This is a genomic window from Priestia sp. FSL R5-0597 (genome assembly GCF_038006305.1).
GTDB lineage: Bacteria > Bacillota > Bacilli > Bacillales > Bacillaceae_H > Priestia > Priestia zanthoxyli.
In genome coordinates, this window is sequence record NZ_JBBOUZ010000001.1 from 1,743,545 (window position 1) to 1,768,740 (window position 25,196).

At 33.5% G+C, this 25,196-nt stretch carries 25 protein-coding genes; 15 read left to right on the forward strand and 10 right to left on the reverse strand.

All coding sequences use genetic code 11. From position 1 onward, the window contains the following. Positions 1 to 1,764, forward strand: a complete 1,764-nt coding sequence (gene dhaK / locus MKX72_RS08860) for a dihydroxyacetone kinase subunit DhaK (protein ID WP_033578637.1) — start codon at positions 1 to 3, stop codon at positions 1,762 to 1,764. 346 nt (positions 1,765 to 2,110) lie between these two features. Here the strand turns inward: dhaK and MKX72_RS08865 are convergent, their stop codons facing one another. From MKX72_RS08865 to MKX72_RS08880, 4 genes are all read right to left on the reverse strand, one after another. Next, entirely contained in the window at positions 2,111 to 2,344 is a 234-nt protein-coding gene (locus MKX72_RS08865) for a hypothetical protein (RefSeq protein ID WP_028413804.1), read from the reverse strand. Between the two features lie 737 nt (positions 2,345 to 3,081). Continuing rightward, positions 3,082 to 3,936 carry a hypothetical protein gene (locus MKX72_RS08870; RefSeq protein WP_028413803.1) on the reverse strand — a complete coding sequence of 285 codons (855 nt, stop codon included), beginning with the start codon at positions 3,934 to 3,936 and terminating at the stop codon, positions 3,082 to 3,084. A gap of 428 nt (positions 3,937 to 4,364) precedes the next feature. Further along, positions 4,365 to 5,210 (reverse strand): isocitrate lyase/PEP mutase family protein, encoded by an 846-nt coding sequence (locus MKX72_RS08875; RefSeq protein ID WP_033578638.1) that lies wholly within the window; start codon positions 5,208 to 5,210, stop codon positions 4,365 to 4,367. 96 nt (positions 5,211 to 5,306) lie between these two features. After that, a complete protein-coding gene (locus MKX72_RS08880) occupies positions 5,307 to 5,783 on the reverse strand; it encodes a DinB family protein (RefSeq protein WP_033578639.1) in 477 nt (158 codons plus the stop codon). Between the two features lie 160 nt (positions 5,784 to 5,943). On the opposite strand from MKX72_RS08880, the gene MKX72_RS08885 reads away from it, so the two are divergent. The 3 genes from MKX72_RS08885 (at position 5,944) to MKX72_RS08895 (ending at position 9,550) form a co-directional block, all read left to right on the forward strand. Beyond that, positions 5,944 to 6,855, forward strand: a complete 912-nt coding sequence (locus tag MKX72_RS08885; RefSeq protein ID WP_033578640.1) for a DNA-3-methyladenine glycosylase family protein — start codon at positions 5,944 to 5,946, stop codon at positions 6,853 to 6,855. A 332-nt stretch (positions 6,856 to 7,187) separates the two neighbouring features. Then, positions 7,188 to 8,294: a HesA/MoeB/ThiF family protein gene (locus MKX72_RS08890; protein ID WP_033578641.1), complete on the forward strand. Its 1,107-nt coding sequence runs from the start codon at positions 7,188 to 7,190 to the stop codon at positions 8,292 to 8,294. Positions 8,295 to 8,314: 20 nt separating this feature from the next. Beyond that, positions 8,315 to 9,550 (forward strand): MFS transporter, encoded by a 1,236-nt coding sequence (locus MKX72_RS08895; RefSeq protein ID WP_372452327.1) that lies wholly within the window; start codon positions 8,315 to 8,317, stop codon positions 9,548 to 9,550. Positions 9,551 to 9,817: 267 nt separating this feature from the next. On the opposite strand, the gene MKX72_RS08900 is transcribed toward MKX72_RS08895, so the two are convergent. Both MKX72_RS08900 and MKX72_RS08905 read right to left on the reverse strand, forming a co-directional pair. Then, entirely contained in the window at positions 9,818 to 10,252 is a 435-nt protein-coding gene (locus MKX72_RS08900) for a DUF2269 family protein (RefSeq protein ID WP_028413797.1), read from the reverse strand. 18 nt (positions 10,253 to 10,270) lie between these two features. Continuing rightward, the gene (locus MKX72_RS08905) at positions 10,271 to 10,621 is read right to left on the reverse strand and encodes an ASCH domain-containing protein (RefSeq protein WP_033579502.1); all 351 of its coding nucleotides are present in this window, start codon (positions 10,619 to 10,621) and stop codon (positions 10,271 to 10,273) included. 512 nt (positions 10,622 to 11,133) lie between these two features. Between MKX72_RS08905 and recA the strand changes: the two genes are divergently transcribed. Next, positions 11,134 to 12,165: a recombinase RecA gene (gene recA / locus MKX72_RS08910; protein WP_033578643.1), complete on the forward strand. Its 1,032-nt coding sequence runs from the start codon at positions 11,134 to 11,136 to the stop codon at positions 12,163 to 12,165. 128 nt (positions 12,166 to 12,293) lie between these two features. Here recA and MKX72_RS08915 read toward each other — a convergent pair whose 3' ends face one another. Then, a complete protein-coding gene (locus MKX72_RS08915; RefSeq protein WP_033578644.1) occupies positions 12,294 to 12,704 on the reverse strand; it encodes a hypothetical protein in 411 nt (136 codons plus the stop codon). Positions 12,705 to 12,810: 106 nt separating this feature from the next. Between MKX72_RS08915 and MKX72_RS08920 the strand changes: the two genes are divergently transcribed. The 3 genes from MKX72_RS08920 (at position 12,811) to MKX72_RS08930 (ending at position 14,977) form a co-directional block, all read left to right on the forward strand. Then, on the forward strand, positions 12,811 to 13,080 hold the full coding sequence (locus MKX72_RS08920) for a hypothetical protein (protein WP_033578645.1): 270 nt from the start codon (positions 12,811 to 12,813) through the stop codon (positions 13,078 to 13,080). Positions 13,081 to 13,645: 565 nt separating this feature from the next. Further along, positions 13,646 to 14,308 carry a DUF2711 family protein gene (locus tag MKX72_RS08925; RefSeq protein WP_080754405.1) on the forward strand — a complete coding sequence of 221 codons (663 nt, stop codon included), beginning with the start codon at positions 13,646 to 13,648 and terminating at the stop codon, positions 14,306 to 14,308. Between the two features lie 219 nt (positions 14,309 to 14,527). Next, the gene (locus MKX72_RS08930) at positions 14,528 to 14,977 is read left to right on the forward strand and encodes a DUF6843 domain-containing protein (protein ID WP_049163997.1); all 450 of its coding nucleotides are present in this window, start codon (positions 14,528 to 14,530) and stop codon (positions 14,975 to 14,977) included. A gap of 150 nt (positions 14,978 to 15,127) precedes the next feature. On the opposite strand, the gene MKX72_RS28310 is transcribed toward MKX72_RS08930, so the two are convergent. Next, complete coding sequence (locus MKX72_RS28310; protein ID WP_080754406.1) at positions 15,128 to 15,337, reverse strand: VanZ family protein; 210 nt, start codon at positions 15,335 to 15,337, stop codon at positions 15,128 to 15,130. Between the two features lie 316 nt (positions 15,338 to 15,653). On the opposite strand from MKX72_RS28310, the gene MKX72_RS08935 reads away from it, so the two are divergent. Next, positions 15,654 to 15,803, forward strand: a complete 150-nt coding sequence (locus tag MKX72_RS08935; protein ID WP_155017187.1) for a hypothetical protein — start codon at positions 15,654 to 15,656, stop codon at positions 15,801 to 15,803. A gap of 333 nt (positions 15,804 to 16,136) precedes the next feature. Here the strand turns inward: MKX72_RS08935 and MKX72_RS08940 are convergent, their stop codons facing one another. Then, positions 16,137 to 17,072, reverse strand: a complete 936-nt coding sequence (locus MKX72_RS08940; protein ID WP_049163999.1) for a cation diffusion facilitator family transporter — start codon at positions 17,070 to 17,072, stop codon at positions 16,137 to 16,139. A 466-nt stretch (positions 17,073 to 17,538) separates the two neighbouring features. Beyond that, complete coding sequence (locus MKX72_RS08945) at positions 17,539 to 18,033, reverse strand: ZIP family metal transporter (RefSeq protein ID WP_230624617.1); 495 nt, start codon at positions 18,031 to 18,033, stop codon at positions 17,539 to 17,541. Between the two features lie 406 nt (positions 18,034 to 18,439). Between MKX72_RS08945 and MKX72_RS08950 the strand changes: the two genes are divergently transcribed. The 6 genes from MKX72_RS08950 to MKX72_RS08975 all read left to right on the forward strand — a co-directional run bounded on the left by MKX72_RS08950 (position 18,440) and on the right by MKX72_RS08975 (position 25,106). After that, positions 18,440 to 18,883, forward strand: coding sequence for a hypothetical protein (locus MKX72_RS08950; protein ID WP_033578648.1), 444 nt, complete (start codon positions 18,440 to 18,442; stop codon positions 18,881 to 18,883). A gap of 476 nt (positions 18,884 to 19,359) precedes the next feature. Then, entirely contained in the window at positions 19,360 to 20,088 is a 729-nt protein-coding gene (locus MKX72_RS08955; protein WP_182030488.1) for a GntR family transcriptional regulator, read from the forward strand. Between the two features lie 352 nt (positions 20,089 to 20,440). Further along, a complete protein-coding gene (locus MKX72_RS08960) occupies positions 20,441 to 21,109 on the forward strand; it encodes an RraA family protein (RefSeq protein ID WP_155008673.1) in 669 nt (222 codons plus the stop codon). A 48-nt stretch (positions 21,110 to 21,157) separates the two neighbouring features. Continuing rightward, a complete protein-coding gene (locus tag MKX72_RS08965) occupies positions 21,158 to 22,327 on the forward strand; it encodes a pyridoxal phosphate-dependent aminotransferase (RefSeq protein WP_155008672.1) in 1,170 nt (389 codons plus the stop codon). 33 nt (positions 22,328 to 22,360) lie between these two features. Then, a complete protein-coding gene (locus tag MKX72_RS08970; RefSeq protein WP_202188194.1) occupies positions 22,361 to 23,614 on the forward strand; it encodes a dicarboxylate/amino acid:cation symporter in 1,254 nt (417 codons plus the stop codon). 211 nt (positions 23,615 to 23,825) lie between these two features. Then, positions 23,826 to 25,106 carry a Glu/Leu/Phe/Val family dehydrogenase gene (locus tag MKX72_RS08975; protein WP_155008671.1) on the forward strand — a complete coding sequence of 427 codons (1,281 nt, stop codon included), beginning with the start codon at positions 23,826 to 23,828 and terminating at the stop codon, positions 25,104 to 25,106. Positions 25,107 to 25,196: the final 90 nt, after the last annotated feature.

Here is a 25,196-nt window from a genome sequence, read left to right on the forward strand (position 1 = left end):
ATGAAAAAAATTATTAATAAACCAGAAAATGTCGTACTTGAGATGTGTAAAGGAATGGTTCTAGCACATCCGGAACTGAATTTAATTGAAAAATATAAAGTCATTAAAAAAGAGCAAATTAATAAAAATAAAGTAAGCATAATTAGCGGGGGCGGCAGTGGACATGAACCTGCTCACGCTGGATATGTCGGGAAGGGCATGTTAGATGCAGCAGTTTGTGGAGATGTATTTGCCTCACCTTCTCAAATACAGATTTATCAAGCCATTAAAGAAACAGCTAGCGATAAGGGAACTCTACTCGTGATTAAGAACTACAGTGGTGACATGATGAATTTCAAGAATGCGGCTTATCTAGCAGAAGAAGATGGAATTCAAGTGGATTATGTAAAAGTAGATGATGATATTGCTGTACAGGACAGCTTATATACAGTTGGAAGACGTGGAGTGGCTGGTACTGTTCTTGTCCATAAAATAGCAGGTGCTGCAGCAGAACGCGGATATGATCTACCAAAAGTGAAAGAGGCAGCAGAAAATGCTATTGCGAATGTTAAAAGCATTGGTATTGGACTAACTTCTTGTACAGTTCCTGCTAAAGGAACTCCTACTTTTGAGATTGCAGAAGATGAGATGGAATTTGGCGTTGGCATTCATGGAGAACCTGGTATCCGTCGTGAAAAAATTATTTCAGCAGACGAACTTGCAGAGCGCATGGTAACGGCATTATTAAAAGAAATAGGGATAGAAGATGGAAAAGGAGAAGTGGCTGTCCTAATTAATGGATTTGGAAACACACCTCTTCAAGAACTGTATTTATTAAATCATTCTGTCATTCGTGAACTGTCACGTAGAAAAGTAACGATTGCAAGAACGTTTGTCGGAAACTATATGACAGCCATTGATATGGCCGGTGCTTCTATTTCAATTATGAAATTAGATGAAAACTTAAAGAGTCTTCTATCTGAAGAGTGCGATACTCCTGCGCTAAAACTTAAAGGTGAAGTACCAGCTGTCACTTATGATGAAATCATCGGTACCGCGGAGGCCCCGAAAGTGTCTTATGAGGTGCAAACCAACAAAGAATATTCCGTAGTAACGGAAAATCGATTGACGTTGAATAATATTATTTTTATGGTAGACCAAATGAGTGAATGTATTATTAGAAATGAAATACCGTTTTGTGAATTAGATTCCCATGCTGGTGACGGAGACTTTGGTATGAGTGTTGCTAAAGGATTCAAACAATTGAAAGCTGAATGGCACGAAATTCTAGAAAATAAATCAAATGATATTGGCAACTTCTTAGAGGCATGTTCCATTGTTATCATGGAGCACTGTGGCGGGGCATCAGGGCCTATTTGGGGATCAGCATTTCGTGCGGCTGGAAAGAACACTGAATCTAAAACCGAACTGACTTTAACAGAATTTGCTGAAATGATCCAAGCGTCTGTAAAAGGAATTCAAGCAACAGGAGAACGTTCTTTTGGACGTGGAGCTGTTGTGGGAGATAAAACTTTAATTGATGCCTTAGTACCTTATGCAGATACGTTAACGTCAAGTGCTGCTGAAGGTGAAAGCTTGAAACATGCGCTTGTCAAAGCAGCAGAAGCTGCTGTTGAAGGAGCAAAATCAACTGAACAGATTGTTGCACGTATGGGGCGTGCTGGTACGGTTGGAGAAAGAAGCCTTGGTTATCCGGACGCAGGTGCACATGGCTTAGGTGTAATTTTTACTGAAGTAGCTCACGTAATGCAAGAAAAACAGTAAAATTTGGTATTATCTCCTCTAAGTATAGTGTAAAGAAATTACTCTTTGAGAGTGAGGGCTACACTATATTTAGTGGGGATTTTTTATGGTTCACTAAGGACGAGCTTCAACTTACTTAAACTGGAAAATGATAGTTTTCTTATCTCAAAAAAAAGCCCGTAAAAGTATACTGTTGCTGACTATCTATATCAGGCAACCTTAATCTTAAATTAAAACATGTTAGCGATATTCAAAAGCATACTAACCGTCTAGAAAAAGAGTGGGAAAGATATAAAAAGAGCAAAGGCTTCTTCATTTATAAGAAGCCTTTGCTCTTTTTATATTGTTAGCTATTAGTAAGTACTAGTTAGAGAAAAACAATTCCAAGTATAAATAAACATATGGTAATAATGTTTATAACATTTTTAGCTTTGTCATCTTCTTTTATTGAAGTTACAAGTTCAAATATTATGACAAGAGTAAGTATAGACAAAGCTATCTGTAGATGTAAGTTAAATGCATATACAGATATTACAATTAGAGCATATATAATACCTAAAATTATATTTTTGTTATTCTTAGTTTTTTCATAATTACTCATTTAAAAACTCCTTATTTAAAAATATTAGCTGTTCTTTGTTTTTTAAGGGAAGGTTTCAGTAACTAGGAGTAGGGTAAGGAAGATAATAGAAAAGGAAAAGCTATGTATAATATGATTTATATTTTCTTTGTCTGCTTTCTCTCAAGTGGATAATTTTACAAAAGTTTTAAAAATGAATACCTCCTATAATTGCTGTAACTAGCGTGTTTAATAATATCAAATACTTCTTTCTAAGAATTGTAGCACAAATAAAAAGCTCCCCCAGCACCATTTGTTTTAGAAAAACTTGATAAGCAATTTTATTTTTTAATACCCTTTCATCCTTGTTGGGTGAGTACACTGAAAGATGGGGTAGTCCTCATATCATATTCTATAAAAAGTGTACTAAATATGACTGCCTATAGTTCTGAAACAGTACGTTTTCATAAAGATATTCTATCTAGCTCAACTGTATATTAAAATAAACGTACTAGCTTAATTTATTGCTTGTTGATATGTTGTTAGATATGTACCTGTTTAGAAAAAAATAAAATAACTTACTGATAGTCCTTATGTAGAGCAGAACAAGCAGATTCTTAATTATTAAGAGCCTGCTTGTTTTACTTTACACGTAGCAGTAGATTCTTTATTTACGCTTTTATTGGCAAACAGAGCCTGGCACTGTTCGTCATTAGCAATGGGTCAGAAAAGTGCGCCTGTCTTTTTTCATTCTTAATTAATTACCTGTGGGCTAACGTCTAAATACGCATTAATGCGCCATTAGGCTTTGGTAAATCTTGATCCGTTATCAAATTCATTTTGCAAAAATGTTCAAAAAATTGCTGTGCCTGCTCTCGTTCGTTTGAGTCACTTTTCAATGAAACTATATCAAGCAAAATTTGAGCCATCCATGAATTATCAAAATAACGGTATTTACCTGTATTCCACACCATTTTTTGGGAGTTCTTTTCGTTTATATAATATTTCCAGAAAAGCATCTGATTGGATTCTTGTTCTGTAAGTTGGAGTCTGTACGTTGAATGAGCAGGAATATATCCATCTTCGCAAAGCTTACCGATAAAATTTTCATTGACCATATAGACACCTAAGATGCGTCTGTCTTTTTCAGGCATACTGGAATCTATTGCTGTTAACAAGACAGCGCTATTTTGATGTAGGCGGGTGGGTTTGGTTGGCTTCCCCTTGTAATTACCACTTTTTATTACGCCTGAAAAAACCGTCCACTCTGAAAAAGAACTATTCTGTTCTTCTGTGTCGCACCAAAAAACCATTTGTGATTCGGGATGAAGTTTATGGTTTTTCATAAGTTTTTCATGTCCCCAGCGAAGTTCCTGATTTTTTCGCTGTAATTTTTTTTCTTCTTCCTTCTTCCATTCTTCCTCTTTTCGTTCCGTTTCCTTTTCTTCTAAAATTTTTTCCAGGGAATGAGCAACACTTTTATCATGCAGTTTTAGGTGCTTTCCAAATACATCGGGGAAAACAAATTTTTTGTTTTCTGATGCGAAATTTATTTCAATGCTAGAATCATTATATTTAACTATAGTACCTGTTCCAAAATGCTTGTGTGTAACTTTCTTATCGATTAGATTCATCATTCTAGGCCTCCTTGTAGAATAAAAACGCGGTTACTACTTAGATAGTAAATTAATAATTTTATTCAACTAACTTACCTTTTGAGTTAACACAATTATTTTAATTTTATTTAAAAAAGAAAAAGCAACCTCAGTCTTTAATGGCATTCGAGTGAGGTTGCTTTTTGAGATAACTCTATAACTTTAGATAAATGATAACATATTTATACGATAACGACTATCTTTTCCATGACGAGCACATGTATAAAAGGGGAGCTTTTTATACATCATATCTTCAATCACCTGAAAGAAAATAGTTGTTATATCAACAATCTATAAAACGTTTTATGGTAACTGTTTAAATATAGTTCAAACAGCAAAAGAACTACTGTATATTTCAGTAGTCCTACCAGTTCTATAAAGGCAAGCTAAATATAATTTGATAAATTCTATTCAGGAGTCCCAATTAGTTCTGTTATCGCATCATAACTCATATTATCATTCATTAATCGTTGAAAATTATTATCACAAAGGATATCTTCAGTAATTCTTTGTAATAATGTAGCAGTTGCTCTAAAAGGGGCGGATCCAGTACTTAATCTTTCAATACCAACTTGCGATAATGTATTAATAGAAGGCAAGTTTGGCCCAGACAAAAGATTAATGGGACAAGATAGTTCTTGTCGAACTTTTTTAATGGATTCCATGTCATATAGCCCAGGAATAAAAATACAATCTGCTCCAGCCTTTTGATATGCTTTTCCCCTATTGATGGCTTCTTGAAGTCTTAGATCCGGATTTCCTGTATTTAACCAGTACAAATCAGTACGCGCATTAATAAATAATGGGGCTTTTAACGATTTGGATAGTAATCTAATTTCAGATATTTTTTCTACTTGCAACGAAACATCTAAAATAGGACTATCTAAATCTCCCGTCCCATCTTCTAGGTTTATACCAATTCCTCCTGCTAAAATAATTTGTCTTGTATTATCTACCACTTCATTAGTAGACCTGCCATAGCCAGACTCTAGGTCTACACTGACAGGAATATTGACGGAATTAATAATTCTCTTAACAGCTTCTAACATTTGTTCAAAAGGGATTTTTTCACCATCATTATATCCTAAAGACATTGCTATGCCAGCACTGGTTGTTGCAATAGCTGGAAACCCATTTTTCTCAAAAATTTTAGCACTGATAACATCCCAAGCATTAGGCAATACAAAAGTATAGGGTCTTTTGTGAAGTTGTTGAAACGTCTGAAATTTAAGTAACTGCTTTTCATTATTCACAATGGTTCTTCCCCCTTTAAGTAAACAACTTTATGGCTTTGTATGAGCGTTCTTTAGAGCAGAGAAAAATAAAACAACGGGAGATTAATCAGAAACTTAATCCCATATTATAGGACGTTTAACTTTTGCAGTTCTTAAATAATCTAAAAGTTGTCCTGTATGTACTGATTCATGATAAGCCACTCGTAACAACATATCTCCTAACTCTCGAATATATCCCATCTCCGATCGGTCTATCTTTATCTCTGTTAGCTGCTTTTCATTAAGGAGGCCTAAAAACTCTATAAATTTTTCCCTATATGGTTGAGCAAACTTTAATGCTTCTTCAACAGAACTAAATGTTACTGCCTTATAAGGATTATGCTCCTCTGTTAGAGAAAGGTTAAGTGGTTTTTCTAACATTTGATGATAGAGGTATTCTCCTTCAAGAACATGATGTATCATCTCCCTACATGACATTGCTTCTGGATCAGGGCGCCAGTCTAACCTATCTTGAGGTATTGACATCCATACTTTTATACTTCGACGTCTCACTTCTTCAAAGTTTAGTAAAATAAAACTCATTGCATCCATTTTCGCTCACTCCTTTAGTTTTACTACAAATATAACACATCCAAAGTCTTACAATGAAAAATATGGATGGTTTTATAAATATTATCTGTTTATTTAGATTAATCATTAATTTTTTAAGAAAGCCTGTTAATATAGATTTATTGAAAATTAGGAGGAAGTTATGAGACAAAAAATAATTAGAATTAATAAACCAAACATATATAATTTTGATTTAATTTTAAGGTACATAAAAAACTCGCCCTCTTTTGTAATCGAGAAGGTTATTGAAAACACATATTGTAGAGCTTTTATAATAGGGGGAAGAACGTACCTAGTACTAGTTAGGGACGAAGGAATCGATAGTAAGTACTTGGAAGTTAAAGTTATTGGTGAAGAAGTTAAGAATAATCAGGTTCAACTAGTAAAGGAGAAAATTATCACAATATTTTGTCTGGAACAAGATATAAACAAAGCTCAAAAGTCTATAGCTAATGAATCTAAGATAGGAAAATTAATAAAAATGTACGAAGGGTTTAGACCTGTTTTATTAGGAAGTGTCTACGAATCCATCATATGGGCAATCATCGGTCAACAAATTAGTGCAAAAGTTGCTCATAGGATTAAAAAGAGTTTGTTAGAAAAAACAGGAGCTAAAATAATAATTAATAACTGTGAATATTATACAGATTTATGCCCCCACAAGGTGATGAAGTTAAATATAAACCAACTTCGTGACTTAAAGCTAAGTCAAAGGAAAGCTGAATATATTCATGAAATAACTAAAGCCATTATAGATGAGGAGCTAGACTTAAGTTGCTTATATTTATTAGATCGTGAAGGGGGTTGTAGCTATTTAATGAAACATAGAGGTATAGGAAAATGGACGGCAGAGTCAATACTAATGAGAGGTATAGGACGTCAAGACATTCTACCCGCAGGAGATTTAATTATACGTAAAGTAGTAGGAGAGATTTATCAGTATAACGAATTATTAACAGAATCACAAGTTAGAAAAATATCTACTCAATGGAAAACTGCGGAAACCTGGATTACTCATCTATGCTGGTTTTACATGCAAGAAAAAATATTATAAATGGAATATTTGTCGGTTTAAAATAAACGAAAAAAAGTATAATTTACCTGTTTTTGTTTGAATATTATAAAAATTGGATTTAATTGTTGAAAATGCCTTTTTAATGCAATATTATAAATATATCTTTTAAGAAATGGAGGTGTTAGTTATGAAGGTAAAAGTTAAGAAAACAACTAATAAAGCTGCGGTATTAAACGGTATTCCAGGCTAAAACGTTATCATTATGTGAACTACTTACTTATTGTTTAAACTTCAAGTCTGTAAATATAGGGAACTATCATATGATAGTTCCCTATTTCAATAATTAAGAGAAATGGAGTGAAATGTAGAAAATGAAACCTAAGTTCAAAGAGACAATCCCTGTATTTTTTATAAATGATGAAATCCATATTGGTGAAGAAGATGGAGTAGCAGGAGTTATTGAAGATCCCAGTGGAAGTATTAAGTATTTAATTTCTCTTATTAACGGAAAAAATTCTATAGAAGAAATAATACATTTAGTCCAAGAAAAGTATCCAAACATAAAAGAAAATGAGGTATTGGAAGGGATAAAGGCATTAGATACAGAGAAATATTTAGAAGATAATTCTTTGAATCCTCAATCTATAGGAGATTATGAACTCGAAAGATACAAAGCAAACCTTAATTATTTTTCGCTTTTTACGTCTTTAGAGGACAATAAGTACAATGTGCAAGAAACTATCATAAATACAAAGGTTGCTTTGCTCGGAATCGGAGGTTTAGGTAGTCAAATACTATATCATCTATCTGCATTAGGTTTTCATAACATTAATGCATTGGATTTTGATACTTTGGAATTAAGCAATTTTAATAGACAGTTGTTATATTCTGAAAAAGATATTAATAAGTTAAAAACGGAATTAGCAAAGGAAAGAATATCGCGTTTTAATCCTAATGTTAAGTTAAACGTTACTAATAAGCGTATAGAATGTGCTGAAGATGTAATGGCACATATTGAAGGTAGTGATTATGTAATTTGTGTAGCCGATAAACCAACCCTTCATATACAGGACTGGGTGAATGAAGCAGTAGTGAAGTTAGGAAAGCCGTTAGTTTCAGGTGGAGTCCTAAACACAAGGGGCAGATTTTATTCTATGTTACCAGGAAAAACTGGGTGTGTAGAGTGTCATAAACAAACCATAATTGAAAGTGATGTTATAGTTAATAAGCAACTTGACAGTATGCATCAGATAAATTTTCAACGAAATAATGCTGCGATTAGTCCTAATGTAGCTATGTTGGCTGGTGCTATTGTAAATGAATTTTTAGGGTTGGTAACAGGTATTCAAACTCCAACATCATTAGGGAAAATGATGGAATTAAATTTCCTTACATATCAAACTTACCCTATTTCAGAGTGGAATAAGAAAGAGGATTGTCCAGTTTGCCATTCCGCACCTGTAACAGCAGGTAAATAATTATGATGGGGGGGTAAATGTTGAAATCTTATGAAGTACTAAAGAACAGAGATTTTTTATGCTTATTTTTAAGTGCCACAACAAGTAAGTTGGGCACGTCTTTTTTTCAAATCGCACTGCCTTTATTAGTATATGATTTGACTAAATCACCAAGTTTAATGGCATTAACATTTGTTTTAGAAATTACGCCTCAAGTATTGTTTAGTTTGTTAGGCGGAGCCTTAGCTGATCGTATAAGTAAGAAATACATTTTATTAATAGGTGATATTTTATCAGCCATTTTAATTATTATCATACCTCTTGCAGCTTTAATAAACGTGTTAGATATATGGATTGTATATGTGGTAGCTTTTTTAATATCAGCTGTGAGTGCATTTTATCATCCAAGTTTTGAATCAGTCATACCAGAAATTTTAGAAGGTGAAAATTTAATACAGGGTAACTCTTTATTCAAGTTATCAGAGACAATCACAACCTTTGCAGGCCCTTCAATAGCAGGCATTTTAATTGCTTTGGTTGGAACTCATAACTTATTATATTTTAATTTTTTCACGTATTTTCTTTCTGGAATATTCATTGGCTTAATAACTAAGAAATATAAAAGCCAGAATCCAGTTAATAGTTCTATAATGAATTCAATAGCTGAAGGAGTTAAATACGTTATAAATACTAAAAAGATTTTGATAGGGACTATTCTCATATTCTTAATCAATGTGGGTTATGGTGCTATGGAAGCTTTATTTATGTTTCATCTAAAGGATAATTTACATTTATCGGCACAGTATATTGGTTTAATATTTTCCCTACAAACCTTAGGGTCATTTGTAGCAATTTATGCTGCAAATAAACTAAATAAATTACCACGGGGAAATATAATTATCTATTGTGGTGTAATAATAGGTTTAGGTCAAACTATCCTTACTTTTTCAAACACTGCAGTTATTTTGTTAATAGTCTGTAGAATTGTAATTGTCGGTTCGGTAACATTATTAGCAATTAATTGGTTTACCCTTAGGCAAGAGATTGTGCCATCAGCCTTATTGGGAAGAGTAATTAGTTCAACTCGTATGTTAGCTTTTTTGGCTTTACCGATTAGTGGAATGTTAGCAGGTGTTGCAGCTGAATATATTAGCGTCTCTTTAATTTTTATTTCAGCAGGCATCCTAACGATTGTGGCGTCTTTAATCGGCATTAAGACCTCTCTATTTGAGACCCAACAATCTATAGATCAACCTATTAATAGTAGCAACAAGTAGATAATTACTTGGGTTGACTTGAAACATATTGATATTTAGTGTATTCTTCTATAAGAACTTCATACTTGGAGTTTAAACAATAAGTAAGAACCCCTTTAACATACGGTTAATAGGGGTTTTTAATTTTTAATCCAAATGTGCATCTGATATACAAGCAAAAATCTTTTTTCATACCGAAAATACGAGTTATGTTAAGTAAAACGTAAAGTATTTGATGAAAATAATCAGTTTAACTATTTACTCTTAGTGATGACAAATGGATGGGTGTCACCAAAAAGTTGGCTTACCGACCATAAACCAAAGCATAGTCATTAATAGAATGATATAAATCCAAATAGATCGCTCTAGTTTAGTTGCCAGTTCTTTTTTATTTTGTCCTTCCTCCTTGTACTTTCGAAGTGTTGGTGAAAAAGCACGGGCCAGAAAGAACAAGGAGCAAAAAAGGAAAATCAGTGTCATTATAATCCACGGCGTAGTCCACGTCCATGGGCCACACATAACGAGGAGTATCCCTGTGATAACAAGAACATGGCCCGTATGTTTTGCGAGCCTAACAACAGATTGAAATGTGATCAAATAGGCATTCATTTCTTGTTCTCTTGAACTATGTAGTTTTTTAACAATTGGCAAGAGAATAAAAAAAGGACCAATCGATAAAATGACACTAGAAACATGAATATATACTAATATACGGTACAACAAATCCATTTCTTTTACCTATCAATCGTTAACTAATCTGAACTCATGCACCCATACCCTCATTTGCGGAAGCCAAGGCATCCCAGGATGATAAGACAAAATAGATTGTTTATATTCCTCTACTGTAGCATAGCCTTCCTGGCGAGCATTTTCATCTGTTAATTCACCTAGTGATTGAGAATAAACTCGTTCCACTACAAATTTTTGATCTTCTAAAACCATTATCTCTCCTACATCAGCATATCTTCCATTTCGGCGAGTTGCTGTTTTGCTGCCTTTGATTACTTTATTTACATCATCCGGCATTGTTACAAGTCGATCGATTGTACATGTTTTTGGTGGCAATTCATTTTGTGCTTCATGGTTACTCATTAAAAAAACTCCTTTCATTTCTTGTCTCTTATTTAATGTATCACATTTTTAATAACGAATTTCATTTGAATTTATTAGGTTGAAAATTTCTCTAATAAATCTATTATAATTTATCCCTTTTGTTAGTGGATAGTCTAAGCACATGACATAATGTATATAAGAGGATGAATTATTTTTTGAGCGTATAATAAGGGTTATTTTATAGATTGAAGTTTCAATAACTGTAAGTATTAAAGGTATAAACCTACTTTTTACAAAAAAGATATTTCTTTGGCTGGTTTGTACAAAACTTTCTCCTTTACAACTAGATGCGTTTATTGTATGATTACACAACAGGAACATTTGTTCGATATTAAGGGTTTAGAGATAAATAAAGGAACAACAGAATAAACCAAGACAGTTAAACACAAAATTTTCTCGCACGGAGCAAAAACATTTGAGCCAATCCTTATTATTTATCCACATACATTGTCGTTTACTGTAAACGTACTAACAATCGGAGGTTTTAAATTATGAATGATAAACAAGCAGCACTAGATATGGCTCTAAAACAAATTGAAAAACAATTCGGTACAGGATCAATTATTAAGATGGGGGAAGGCACACATACAAAAGTTGAGGCATCTAGCTCAGGCTCATTAGCTTTAGATATCGCTCTTGGAATTAATGGTTATCCAAAAGGAAGAATCATGGAAGTGTACGGACCCGAAAGCTCAGGTAAAACAACAGTTTCCTTACATGCGATTGCAGAAGTACAAAAAAATGGAGGTCGAGCTGCCTTTATTGATGCTGAACACGCACTTGATCCAGTTTACGCAAGAAAACTAGGTGTAGATATTGATGAGTTACTGTTATCTCAACCAGATACTGGTGAGCAGGCACTTGAAATTGCTGAAGCATTAGTTAGAAGTGGTGCTGTAGATATTATTGTTGTTGACTCGGTAGCAGCATTAGTTCCTCAAAAAGAAATTGAGGGAGAAATGGGAGATTCTCACGTAGGTCTACAAGCTCGTTTGATGTCTCAAGCCCTTCGTAAACTATCTGGAGCAATTAATAAGTCTAAAACCATTGCTATTTTCATCAACCAAATCAGGGAGAAAGTAGGCGTTATGTTTGGAAATCCTGAAACAACGCCAGGCGGAAGAGCGCTAAAATTCTATTCTTCCGTTCGCCTTGAGGTTCGCCGCGCTGAACAACTTAAACTGGGAAATGACATAGTTGGTAACAAAACAAGAATTAAAGTAGTCAAAAATAAGATGGCACCTCCTTTCCGCATTGCTGAAGTAGATATTATGTATGGAGAAGGTATCTCAAGAGAAGGAGAAATCTTAGATATTGGTTCTGAAGTAGATATTGTTCAAAAGTCTGGATCTTGGTTTTCTTATAATGGGGAACGTTTAGGGCAGGGACGAGAAAACGCTAAGGTTTTCTTAAAAGAAAACCCTGAAATCAGAGAAGAAATTAGAAAAAACATTATTGATTTTAAATATGGTAATACTGACAACGATAATGATAATGATAGCGATAGTGAAAACGAAAGCTAATAAAAGCTTAAAATGCCTTTCCCGGCAGCTTCAAGCCCATTCATTTCATTGGAAGCATAAAAAGTTAACGCTAATAAAAACAAATGGATAGATACAGCGCGTATAAAAGCCCTTTAGAAGGGCTTTTTTTATCGCTTTAAAATGTAACGTGGTGGAGGACCATAAACTTGTTCAGCTTCAAAATAGGCAAGTTTGTTTGGAATACATACAACAAGAGAAGGAAAGCCATAGCCTACTGCATGCTCTAAAGCAGTAAGTAAAGGTAGTTCTTTTCCATCGATATCTTCATTAAAAGAAAGGGCATAGCACTGCTTCCCTGCACCATGTTTTTTAAGTAGATTAGCTAATTCACTAGCACATGAATTAGGCGTCGGAATTTCAATCATATATTGTTCACATAGATTTCTTTTATAATCGTGGTTAAGGCGATGCAGTGCTTTATCCCGTTTTTTAGGAGAAAAAAGCTCAAACATGACTCTTTCTTGAATTCTCTTCGCAAAAAAGGATTTCACAACAATTTCTTCTATATCTTTATTCATTTAATTCCCTCCTTCATACATCCTTATTATACAAATTTTTCATTCGTGACTGAAATCATGCCAACCTTTTGATAAAATGTAACAATAAGGAAGGAGAAAGAAGTAAATGGACACTAATCAACTACCGACAAGAAGTGAAAGACATAAAACGGAAGAGAACTCATCTCAGCTTAGTGCTGCATTTGTATTAGGGACGTGCTGGATACTCTTTACACTGACTCCTGAATTATGGAGGTCTCCAGGAACTTACATTGTTATCGGCATAATTGCTATTTATCTATCAAGTAAATTAGATAAATTTAAATGCTCCCGAACAGTAAAATGGACGATTGCTCTTTTAGTTTATGTTATTGGATTCATTTTGTATGTTCTATAAAGGAAACAAGTACTATATATATAGCGTTTCTTTATTTTCACGAAGCTTGTTTAGAGTAAAAGCATTTCTTCGTAAATAGACGATAAGTTTAAAAGCTGGAAGAGGGGAGAAATTGAGACAAAATACCGTAACATCTATCATATGTACACTATGTGTACTAAGTACAATTATTATATCTTTTATTGTTTATATGGATATTGATAATTCATTTTCGTTTGGATTTATATTAAGTTATGTATTCTTCATTATTCTAGCATCTTTATATTTGATCATTACGTTTATCATTAACATCAAAAGCATAAAATGGTGTGAACTAAGAAAGAAACTATTTAAATTTATTGGATTGTTCATTTGCTTTAGCGCTGCTATATATTTTTTCAACTATATTTTTCGGCCATCTGAAATAGATAGTTATGATTTTAGCACGCCTTTAGCGATGGCTATTAGTTTAACTTTTTTTGATCTAATGTTCTTTAAAGATAAAGAACGCTAAGGAAATAGAAGTGAGTATTCTACACATATAAAATATACGTAACTACCTACATTGAAGGGAGATGTTCATGTATTGTTGGATTATATAAGGTTAGACCAGGATTTACCTATTTTACCTCAATTACCTGACGGCTTTAAATCTGCTGCTATCCTACTTCATCCTTTCGTTCAGATGCCATTTGGTTGGGAAAAATCAAAGAGAGAAAACCCTTATCAGCATATATATCCTAGTGATGAGGAAATAATTAACCTTGGCGAACCGATATCATGGAAAGAAGTAATGTCCAAGAGTAATCTAGGATCCTACAAAGAATTATCCATAGCATTGCAAACCCTTACTGATACTAGCGATGAATATAAAAAGTTAGCTTCCTATGCTAAGTTTAATTCTAATTTCTATTACCCTGAAGAAGATCGTACATCATTATTTATACTAAATAGTTTATTAAGAATCCTCTGTTCAAAAGGGGCAAATACTTTATATTTTTCTGAACCTATTCATGACACAAATGGTTCATTTAAAGTCAATGATATGTCATTTTTAGAAATAGCTAACTTATCTCCTAATGAGTCAATTATTACAGATGAAAATATGGATTTTGCATTTATGGGAATCTATGATTCTTTTATAACATTGCTTGTAGCTAAAGATAAAAATATCGAGGATATAATTAAACCCCTTAATCTTGAAGCTTTAATATGTGACAAAGAAATATCTCTTAATTGGTTCTTTTAGTAAGTGCTTAAAATCATGATTATATTAACTAATAATGAACGGAGTATACAATTAAATGTAATTTATGTCGGGTTATAACTAAGTCATCAATTATATAAAAGTGAGGACTTATAATGATAAATGAACCTTTTTTATTAGCGATAACGTTTGTCATATGAACGAACGTTGTATTTTTCATAAATTTATCAAATATTTGTACTGAAGTTGAAGGATTAAAGAATGAAAAAAATAGGATACATATTTGTGGGACTATTGTTGTTGGTTGGTACAATCTATTTTTTGTTTTTTCACGAACGAAGAGGAATAGATACCGTATATTTAATACCAAATGGCTATAAAGGCTGTGTTGGTGTCTTTTATAACGTAAAAGGAAAGCCCCCTTTAAAAGTCCAAAATGATAAAGTTATTCATAAAATTTCTAAGGATGGAAAGTTAGAAACATCTTCGCCAGAATCTTTTGGTTGGTATTCTACGGAAGATTCAGGTTGGCACAACTCAGAATATTATTATGTAAATGATCAGGGAAAAAAAGTGAAGGAATTGAATTGGGAGAGGGACATTAATTGGGAAATGACGGCTAAAGATGACTACAACGGAAACTATTTTACCTTTTTTGTAGGTGGGAAAGACGATGCTAGCACACCTCAACCCGAATGTTTTAGTCAGTGAGTATATTTTTAAAAACAGAGTCATCACAATGTTTATTTTTAAAGTTATATGTATATGAATCTACAAATCTGGCCAGACTACTAACGTATTCCCAACAGAACAACCTACTGTACAGGAGCAGTAGGTTGTTCTGTTTTATAAATTATATACCTAGTTACCATCAACTAGATTATTGGAACAAAAAGGGCATCTATCTATATAGTCGCCCTTTTTTATTTTACCGGCTTGCTTATTTATTAAAAGAACCACATAACTTATAACTGTTCCAAACATATTAAGTAGAACATCGTCTATATCTAAGCTACGTCCCATGAAATATTGAATAAATTCAATTAAACATGTAACAGATAAATCTAAGATTGTTACTTTTTTTACTTAACGAAACTTTCTTGATAGGGGTTTATTTTTATAGAATCCTTCAAAAAGGTTGCTATAGACCCACTTGAACTTGCTTTGTTAGGATAAAAGAGAGGAAACATTATGGAGTCCTGTAGTAGATATCTCCATTCTCGCAAATTCCATCTTGGGAGTAGACGCTGCTCATAATATAACAGCTAAAGTAGAGAATACATTAGCATAAGAACACAGTATAGAGGGTGCTAACTTACATGTGGAAACAAGCCAAATAGTAAACATGCCAATTAAAACGAATACATAAAGGGAAGGAATTAATCATATGGAATTAGGATATAAGAAGAACATACAGCTTAAAGATAGAGATTTAAAGTATAAAATAAAAGATAGTGAGGAAACAATTGAATTGATTGTTTTTATTGCACTTTTAAGTGTGATTTTTATTATTAATACTTTCTTTAAATTCTTATAGTCTTTTTTACATGTGATTGTATGAAAAGATATAGTATGTATGTCTGGACGTGCATATTATAGTAAAAAGCCACCTTTACTTCAAATACTAGATGGCTTTTTATTTTATTAACGATAATAATTTCTTTAACACGCTGCAATAGATTTGAATATTTTGTTCGTGAAAATATATCTTTTTAAAAACACAAAAACTCATTCATAATGTAAGAAAGAGCTGGGAAATAATAATTCGTAAAAGTGAGTCATGATTTTTTTGTCTGTTGACCTACACATTTAGTTTATTATCGACAGCAATATTCTTCAGGGTTTACACATATAAAAACACCAAGTTGTATTAGTGATGACCTTCACGTTTGGTGGTAGAGCAAATAGCTGACTCATCATGAGGGTGCTCTTCGTTTTCTAACTGGATAGTTGCATGCTCAATTTCTTGATGTTGAAGTTTGGATTCAATTTCTCTTAATATGACCTGACTTTCCAGGAAACTTATTTGATTATTTAACACCACATGACAGGATAATGCATTTTTCCCACTAGTTATACTCCAAACATGTAAATCGTGGACATTTAGTACACCTTTAACTGCATGAATTGTTTCCATTACTTTTTCTAAAGAGATTCCTTTCGGTGTACCTTCCATTAAAATTCCTATTGTCTGCTTTACAATTTTCCATGCGCCCAAAGCAATTAAGAATGCAATAAGAACACTTAGGATTGGATCTACGATATTCCAGCCAGTGAATAGGATAATAAGTCCTCCGATAATAACTCCTGCCGAAGCCATTGCGTCCCCAATCATATGAAGTACGGCGCTTTTTACATTGATGTTGTCTTCCTTCCTTAAGCCAAGACCTAAGTAAAGGTTCATGGCTAAACCAACAGATGCACTAATAAACATCCATGTACTTCCCACTGGTTGGGGATCCTTAAAGCGATCAATCGCTTCGTATAGTATGACAACAGCAATAACAATTAACGTCATGGCATTAATAAAAGCAGCTAGTATCCCTGAACGGTGATACCCGTAAGTGAAATTTTCCGAAGCTGGCTTTTGGGCTTGGTGCATAGCAAACCACGATAGCCCTATGGCTGCAATATCTGTAAGTACATGTCCAGCATCAGAAAGTAGGGCTAAGCTGTGTGAAATGAATCCTCCAATTAATTCGACTACCAGGATAATTAAAGTAAGAAAAAATGCTAATTTCATTTTCCCAATCGGAGCATGGGAGTGAAATACATCTCCGTGGTCGTGATTGTGGTTGTTTCCCATAAAAATCTCTCCTTGCTGCAAAAACATGATCATTGTTTGAAAAAACGTTATTTCTCTTGTTCTGGATTTCACTAAAAGTAGTTTATTCAAAAAACTCAATGGGTGGATCTTTAAATCCCCGAAAGCCTTATATACTAAAGATTCCTTTTAAGACAGTAGATATAGAATGTTAATTCTTTTATGATGGGATGGTGCTTTTAAGTTCTGGGAAACCCTAACAGAAGCTTCATCATTTAAAGATTTAATTTGACCATTTATTTTAGTATTTTCAACTTCATCAAAAATCATTTATGAACCTTCATTTGTGTCACTCAAAAGCTGTTTTCAAATCAATCTCATACTTCTTCTTAACAAATCAGAAAAATTTCGGATCACGATTTTTGAATTTCTTATGTAATATGCTTAATCTTATAAGGATAAAAAAGAGACCTTATAAATTAAGATCTCTAAAATTTTCTATATAAATTTAATGACTATGAAATAGTGAAAGGGAATATTGATAAATATAAATAATTAGTACTCCTAGCGATATTAATAGCCATACATGTAGGTTTCTGAAGTGACTAATAGCCTTTCCTATTATTTCATGAAAAATAACAAAAGATAGGGTACCAATTGCTCCTCCGGTCGATAAGGCTTGTATTTTAAGCGAAGAAGCTTGTACACTTTCTCCAATTAATAAACTCCCGCCCAAAGATAGCGATAGAAGGACTATAATGAATAAAAAGAAGACGTTAGGTATTTTTGCTATGGAGAGAACGGTCATTAGGGCCATACCCTCTGGAATTTGGTGTAAGAGGGTAGCTACGAATACGGAGGTTGACTGATGTATATCTGTTATCCCAAAGGTAATTCCTGTAATAATATTATGAAAAAAGATTGCAGCCGTTAATAAAATAAGTGACTGCAAAGGTGAAATTGCACTATTTGTTTTATGCAAAAAGAGGTCAATGCATAGCATAACGATATATCCTGCTACGATACCTAATAGAACGCCTTTTAAATCATACAGATGCCATGTGGAAGGAAGGATATCAACCCTAATAAGATTCCTCCACATATCGCATACATAAACTGAATTCTACCTCGTGACAGGTGACTAACTAATTTAAGAAGTCCTCCACCTACTAATAAACCCATTAAAGAACCTAAAGTAAATAAGGTATTTATTTCTATATGCATAATTGCTACTTCCTTTCGGCTATATGTTTTTTTACAACTAACCTATTCAAAGGAAGGGCAATCATACCTATGTTTTATAAATGGTTAAAAAAATAAAAGTACATGATATTAACTTTGGAGTGATTTTTAGGTGAATCACTAATAAAAACGGACATACTAACGTTATCTAAAGAAGAGGTGTTACTATGGAATCTCCTTTTGAAATGATAACAGATGTGGATAAGGTGGAAAATGCTTATTATATAGAAGTGAAGCCAGGTGAGTACAATGCAAAGTATTGGAATAAAGAATCGGTCTATTTTGCTGATGAAGCTTTTGCTTATTTCTACACCACGATTTGCAAGTATGTGCCACAGTATCAACCTACCCAAGTGACAGAAATCAAAGCAGAAACATGGCTGAGAATCAGTAATCAGCTGCAAGAACTCGCGTATTTTTTGAGCACCAACCCGCCTATGATTAAACTAAAGAAATGGATTGATTTTAGCAAAGTGGAGGAAACGTACAAACAGTTTGATCATCACAAAAACCAGTACATTCGTGAGTTAATTAACATGATTAACGAATTTACAGTGTGGATAACAAAGGTATGTCAAACACACTCGTATATCACCATTTTGGGCACTTAATGGGAATTGACATTGCTTATTGTAATCTATAAGCTATGCAGAAAGTGAAAGAATTTCTCAAAACGAATATGGCATATTGGATGGAAACCTGAAAAAGAAAACGCGTTAGGTTTCTAGGGACTGGATAATGTCAAATTAATTGGAACTTTTTTATCGACAGCAAGGCACTTTATAATATCTCCAAGCGGTGTATAGTGAAAATTTTACTATTTACCGTCATTAAGAGTAAAGATTAAAACTTTAATTTTTATAATATAGTTTATGTATTCACTTCTTCTTATGAAAAACGTTTATTTTTTATTTTTAGCGAAAGTACGCTAGACTTTGAGTGTAGATTGAATAATCCGGTTCCTTAGAAGAAAATATCTTTCCTTTGATTAAAAGTAATCTGTATTTTTATGGAATATTAATTTGACATAACATATAATACTTAGTATGATTTTGTAAATATGCTCTTGAAAGCGAGTGACTTTTTAATGAATGGATTAATGAATAGAAAGAAGCCACTATATAAAATAATTTATGATGATATAGTTCAAAAAATACATAATGAAACCTATAAAGTAGGGGATGCCTTGCCTTCTGAAATGGAATTGGAGAATATGTTTAAAGCAAGCCGTACTCCTGTTAGACAAGCATTAAAACAACTTGAATCGGACGGACTTATATATCGCTATCAAGGAAAAGGTTCATTTGTGTCAAATTTTAAACCCCTTGGACAATGGACAACGATGACTGGATTTAAACAAATGTATATGGATGAGTGGAAAAAGGTATCCGCAAGAACCCTTTCAGTAGAGCTGATTAAATCACCTTTTTATGCTAGTCTTCTTGAAGTAGGGAGTAATGAAGACCTTGTACATTTAAAACGAATCCGCCTATTTAATGGGGAACCAATTATTTATCTTGAACATTACTTGCCCTCTAGTTTTCCAATTGAAATGTTTGAGAAAGATCCTACATTTATTTCTATAGATCAATTATTAAAAGATGAAAAAAACATTGAATTTTTGACGATAAATGAGGAGATAGAAGCTGTCCCTGCGGATACAAATATTTCAAATTATCTTCACGCTAATGAGGGTACTTCGGTTTTAAAAAGTACCAGGGTTTCTTTTGATCAGAATTCTGTTCCAACAGATGTTACAGTTAACTTTTTCAGAACTGAAAAATGGAAATATTCCATACAGTTTCAAAAACAGTAAAAAATAATTATAAGGGCACCTACAAAATGTTAAAACGAAACTAAGTATAAAAAAATTCAGGTGCCCAAGAAATAAATTTCAAGAATTATATCTTTTTTAAAATTTTCCGAAAAACAAATTGACAAAACTTATAATACTAAGTATGATAATAATCAACCAATTGAAAGCGTTACCAAATTGATTGGTGCAAATTAATTAGTTTACAAGTTTAAAAAATGCATTGTCAGAAAGTATGACAATTCTATTGATTTAACTTGTAATACTAAGTATTATGATAATTAATAATTATTATATTTTGAATTATCTTAATTATTAATTAGAAAATCATCTAAAAAAGGAGAGAGTTATTATTATGTATCAAATCGCATCTAATTCGAATAGTGTTTCCAAAGAGTTAATTGAAGAGTACAGAAAAATTGGCACAACAATTATTGCTGATGCTTTAGGAAGGTTCCACACTATGCAAGGTATTTGCCACTTCAACCACTCTGAGGTCAAATTAGTCGGTAGAGCTTTAACTATTCGAACGATTGCCGGCGACAATCTCATGATTCACAAAGCACTTGATTATATTGAACCTGGTGATGTAATTGTGGTTGAAGGTGAAGGACATACAGAAAGAGCCTTACTAGGAGATTTACTTTGTCAAATGGCTAAAAAAAGAAGGCTGGAAGGATTTGTAGTCGATGGGTCAATTCGAGATGCTGTAACTATAAAGGAGATGAACTTCCCCGTTTTTGCTAAAGGAAAAAATCCTGCTGGACCATTTAAGGAAGGCCCAGGTGAAATTAACGTTCAAATTTCTTGTGCTGGAGTATCGGTAAATCCAGGAGATCTCATTGTAGGTGATGACGATGGAGTTGTGGTAGTACCAAAGGATAAAGTAGTAGAAGTTCTAGAACGCGCAAAAAGTATTTTGGAATACGAGGAGAATACCGTTACACAAATTGAGAACGGGACGTTGGATCGCAGCTGGATTGATAAAAAATTAGAAGCAAGAGGAATTAAAGTTGAATTTTAAACACATGAACTTAAATTACTAATTACATAGGAAGGATTGAGCTCTACAATGAAAAGCGCAACGATGCTTCAAAAATTACCTGAGTCAAAAACTATATCTATTTTAAATAAAGTGGCTACGTTAAAGCATGAAGGACATAATATCCTCAATTTGGCGGGGGGAGAACCTGATTTTGATACTCCCCAAGCTATTATTGAGGAAGCAGAAAATGCTATGAAATCTGGATTTACTCACTACGTAAATAGTGGAGGAATTCCTGAATTACGCAATGCTATAGCTCATAAATTGAAGGCTGAAAATGGGGCTATATATGACCCTTCACAAATAATTGTAACAGCTGGAGGAAAGCCGGCAATATACGTTGCCCTAAAAAGTATAATAAATCCAGGTGACGAAGTGTTAATACTTAATCCGGCTTGGGTAAGTTTTGAGCCTTTAATAACTATGGCTGGAGGAGTTGCTATTTCTATAGATTTAGATGCAGATAAAGATTTCAAACTAGATAAGGATTTATTAGCAGCTGCTTGTACTTCACGTACAAAAGCTATTATCGTAAATAATCCGAATAATCCGACAGGTAGAGTTTTAAACCTTGAGGAAATGCATGAACTAAGGGACCTTGCTGTTGCTAAAGATTTAATTGTAATTGCTGATGAAGTATATGAAAAACTAGTATATGGACATCATAAATTCGTTTCTCTTGCAAGTATTCCTGAGTTAGAAAATCGTACAATTACAGTTCAAAGTTTTTCAAAAGGACATGCTATGACTGGGTGGAGATTAGGATACTTGGCCTTGCCAAAAGAACTTTTATCAGCTGCGTCAAAAATACAAGGTCATATTGCCACATGTACAACAGCTTTTGTTCAAAAAGCAGGAGTAGTAGCACTTAAAGATGCTGATGTTAAAGAAGAAGTAGACTATATGAGAATTAGGTATGCTACGCGTATTAATCGGGTTGTGAGTCTTCTAAACCAAATTCCTGGGGTCACATGTCCACACCCTAATGGAGCATTCTATGTCTTTCCAGAGATAAAGTTTCGCGACTACGACTCTATCGAACTTGCTAGCTATTTACTAGATGAAGTTCAAGTTGCGGTGACTCCAGGAGTAGCATTTGGATCAAGCTATACCCAACGTGTCCGCATTTCCTGTGCAACATCAGACGAGGATATTGAAGAAGCGCTAATGAGAATAGAAAAAGCTTTAACTAAATGACAATAAACTTCATCAGTGGGGAGAGATTAAACATTGAAGGTATTAAAAAGAATTCCTTTGTGGCTCCAAATTGCAATTGGTTTAGTATTAGGTCTACTATTAGGATCTTTAAATAAAACGTTAGGGACTGAATCCAAAATTCTGGGCGACGCTTTTATTCACATGATCAAAATGACAATTGTTCCCCTAATTTTTCCTTTGATTGTTCTAGGAATCGCACAAATTAAATCAGCTGGGGCACTAGGAAGGCTTTCTATTAAAGCAATTATCTATTTTGAAGTAGTTACTACAATAATTATTGTGATGGCATTACTACTAGCAAACTTTACTCATATAGGAGCTGGGGCAGACCTTTCGGAAGGGAATGTAGAAGCGTTAAAAGGGATTACCAGTACCAAAATTGATTTTAGAGAATTTGTTCTGCATATAATACCAGATAATATATTTGTTGCTTTTTCTGAAGGAAACTTATTAGCTATTGTCTATTTTGGCGTATTCTTTGGCCTTGCTATTCGCGCATTAAAAGAAAAAGCTAAACCATTAGAAAATGTATTAGAAGCTCTCTCAAAGGTCATGTTTAAAGTATTAGAATATGTTATAAAATTTTCTCCAATCGGTGTATTTGGTTCTATTGCTTACAGCGTAGCCACTTATGGTTTTAGTAAATTGAGCACTTTAATTGATTTAATCTTACTTACGTATGCTGGATTAGCAATTGTACTATTAATTATTTTTCCAATAATAGCACGTATATACGGTATTAAATATGTTGAATTAGTTAGGGAAATTAAAGACTTATTATTAATTGCTTTTACTACGAGAAGCTCAGAATCTGTATTTGCTCCTCTCACAGCTCGTTTGGAGCGTTATGGGGCAAATAACTCAGTAGTATCGTTTATCTTACCACTTGGTTATTCATTCAATTTAGATGGAGGAATGGTATACATGGGGCCTGCTATTATATTTTTAGCTAACGCCTATGGTATTCATCTTTCAATAGCTGAGCAAATTCATGTAGTTTTATTATTAATATTGCTTACAAAGGGAGTTGCTGCTGTTCCTTCAGGTGCCATTGTTATATTGACGAGTGTTTGTACGATTATAGGTATACCACTTGAAGGTATTGCTTTATTAATGGCTGTTGACTTTATCATGGATATGGCTAGAACAGCCACGAATGTAGTAGGGAATGCATTAGCTACTGTTGCTATGGCTAAATCTGAAGGAATGTTCCGTGAAAAAGAAAATATAGTCTCCAATAATGAGAAGAAAGCAGCAGAAGCCTAATTTCTTAATTACAAAGAGACAATGTGAATATTAGGTATTTCTATAATCCATAAGTTAAGACCTCTTTTCTTTAATAGTGTGAGATGCCTCTTTTGTAAAATAGAGAGGCAACTTACACAGGTGGTATAGGTAAAGTTTAAACTTCGTCATAAGTGGTGGAACAATACTAATTTTAAGGTTAATTGAATGATATTTATGGAGAGTGAGAGCAATGGCAATCGAAGCTAAAAATATAAAAAAACAAGATATTAAAGAAAATATGGATGTATTAGTAAGAACTCAACAAGTGGTTGAAACAGCTCTCGAAAAAATGAGATGTAAAAGTAGTATGTACGAATTATTAAAAGAGCCTTTACGTTTAATGACAGTTAGAATTCCTGTCAGAATGGATACAGGCGAAGTAAAAGTTTTCACGGGTTATCGAGCACAACATAATGATGCGGTAGGACCAACAAAGGGAGGAATTCGTTTCCATCCTGATGTAACAGAGGATGAAGTGAAAGCGTTATCTTTATGGATGAGTATTAAGGGTGGTATTACAAATCTCCCTTATGGTGGTGGAAAAGGCGGGATTAAATGTGATCCTCGAAAAATGTCTTTTGGTGAATTAGAGCGTTTAAGTAGAGGATATGTACGTGCAATTAGTCAAATTGTAGGGCCCACTAAAGATATTCCTGCGCCTGATGTGTATACAAATTCTCAAATCATGGCTTGGATGATGGATGAATACAGTCGTTTACGAGAATTTGATTCTCCTGGTTTTATTACAGGGAAGCCAATGGCCTTAGGAGGATCTCAGGGGAGAGAGTCATCAACTGGATTAGGAGTTACAATGGTCACAAAACAAGCAGCTAAACTAAAGAATATCTCAATAGAAGGTGCTAGTGTAATTATCCAAGGTTTTGGAAATGCAGGAAGTTTCCTAGCTAAATTCCTGCACGATGCTGGTGCTAAGATAGTTGGGGTTTCAGACGCACTAGGAGCTTTATATGATCCAAATGGTTTAGACGTCCACTACTTATTAGATAATAGAGATTCTTTTGGAAGCGTTACCCACTTATTTACTAACCGACTGACTAATGGCGAACTTTTACTAAAAGAGTGCGATATTTTAATACCGGCTGCAATCGAAAATCAAATTACTGAAGAGAATGCTGCAGATATTAAGGCGAAAATTGTGGTTGAAGCTGCAAACGGACCCACAACTGCAAAAGCCACCCAAATTTTAACTAAAAAAAATGTATTGTTAGTGCCAGATGTATTAGCAAGCGCTGGCGGTGTCGTTGTTTCTTACTTTGAATGGGTCCAAAATAATCAAGGATACTATTGGTCAGAACAGGAAGTAAAAGAAAAATTAGAAGTAATTTTGACAGAAGCTTTCAAGAACGTTTATCAGACATCAATTGAAAATAGAGTAGATATGAGGTTAGCAGCGTATATCGTAGGTTTAAAACGTTTATCTTCGGCTGTTGAATGGAGAGGTTGGATCTAATTAACTTCTATTTATTACGAAATAATATTTTTTTGAAGAAGTTTAATTGCTTAGATTAGAGTATCTATTTCCATCATAAACGAATGTCCT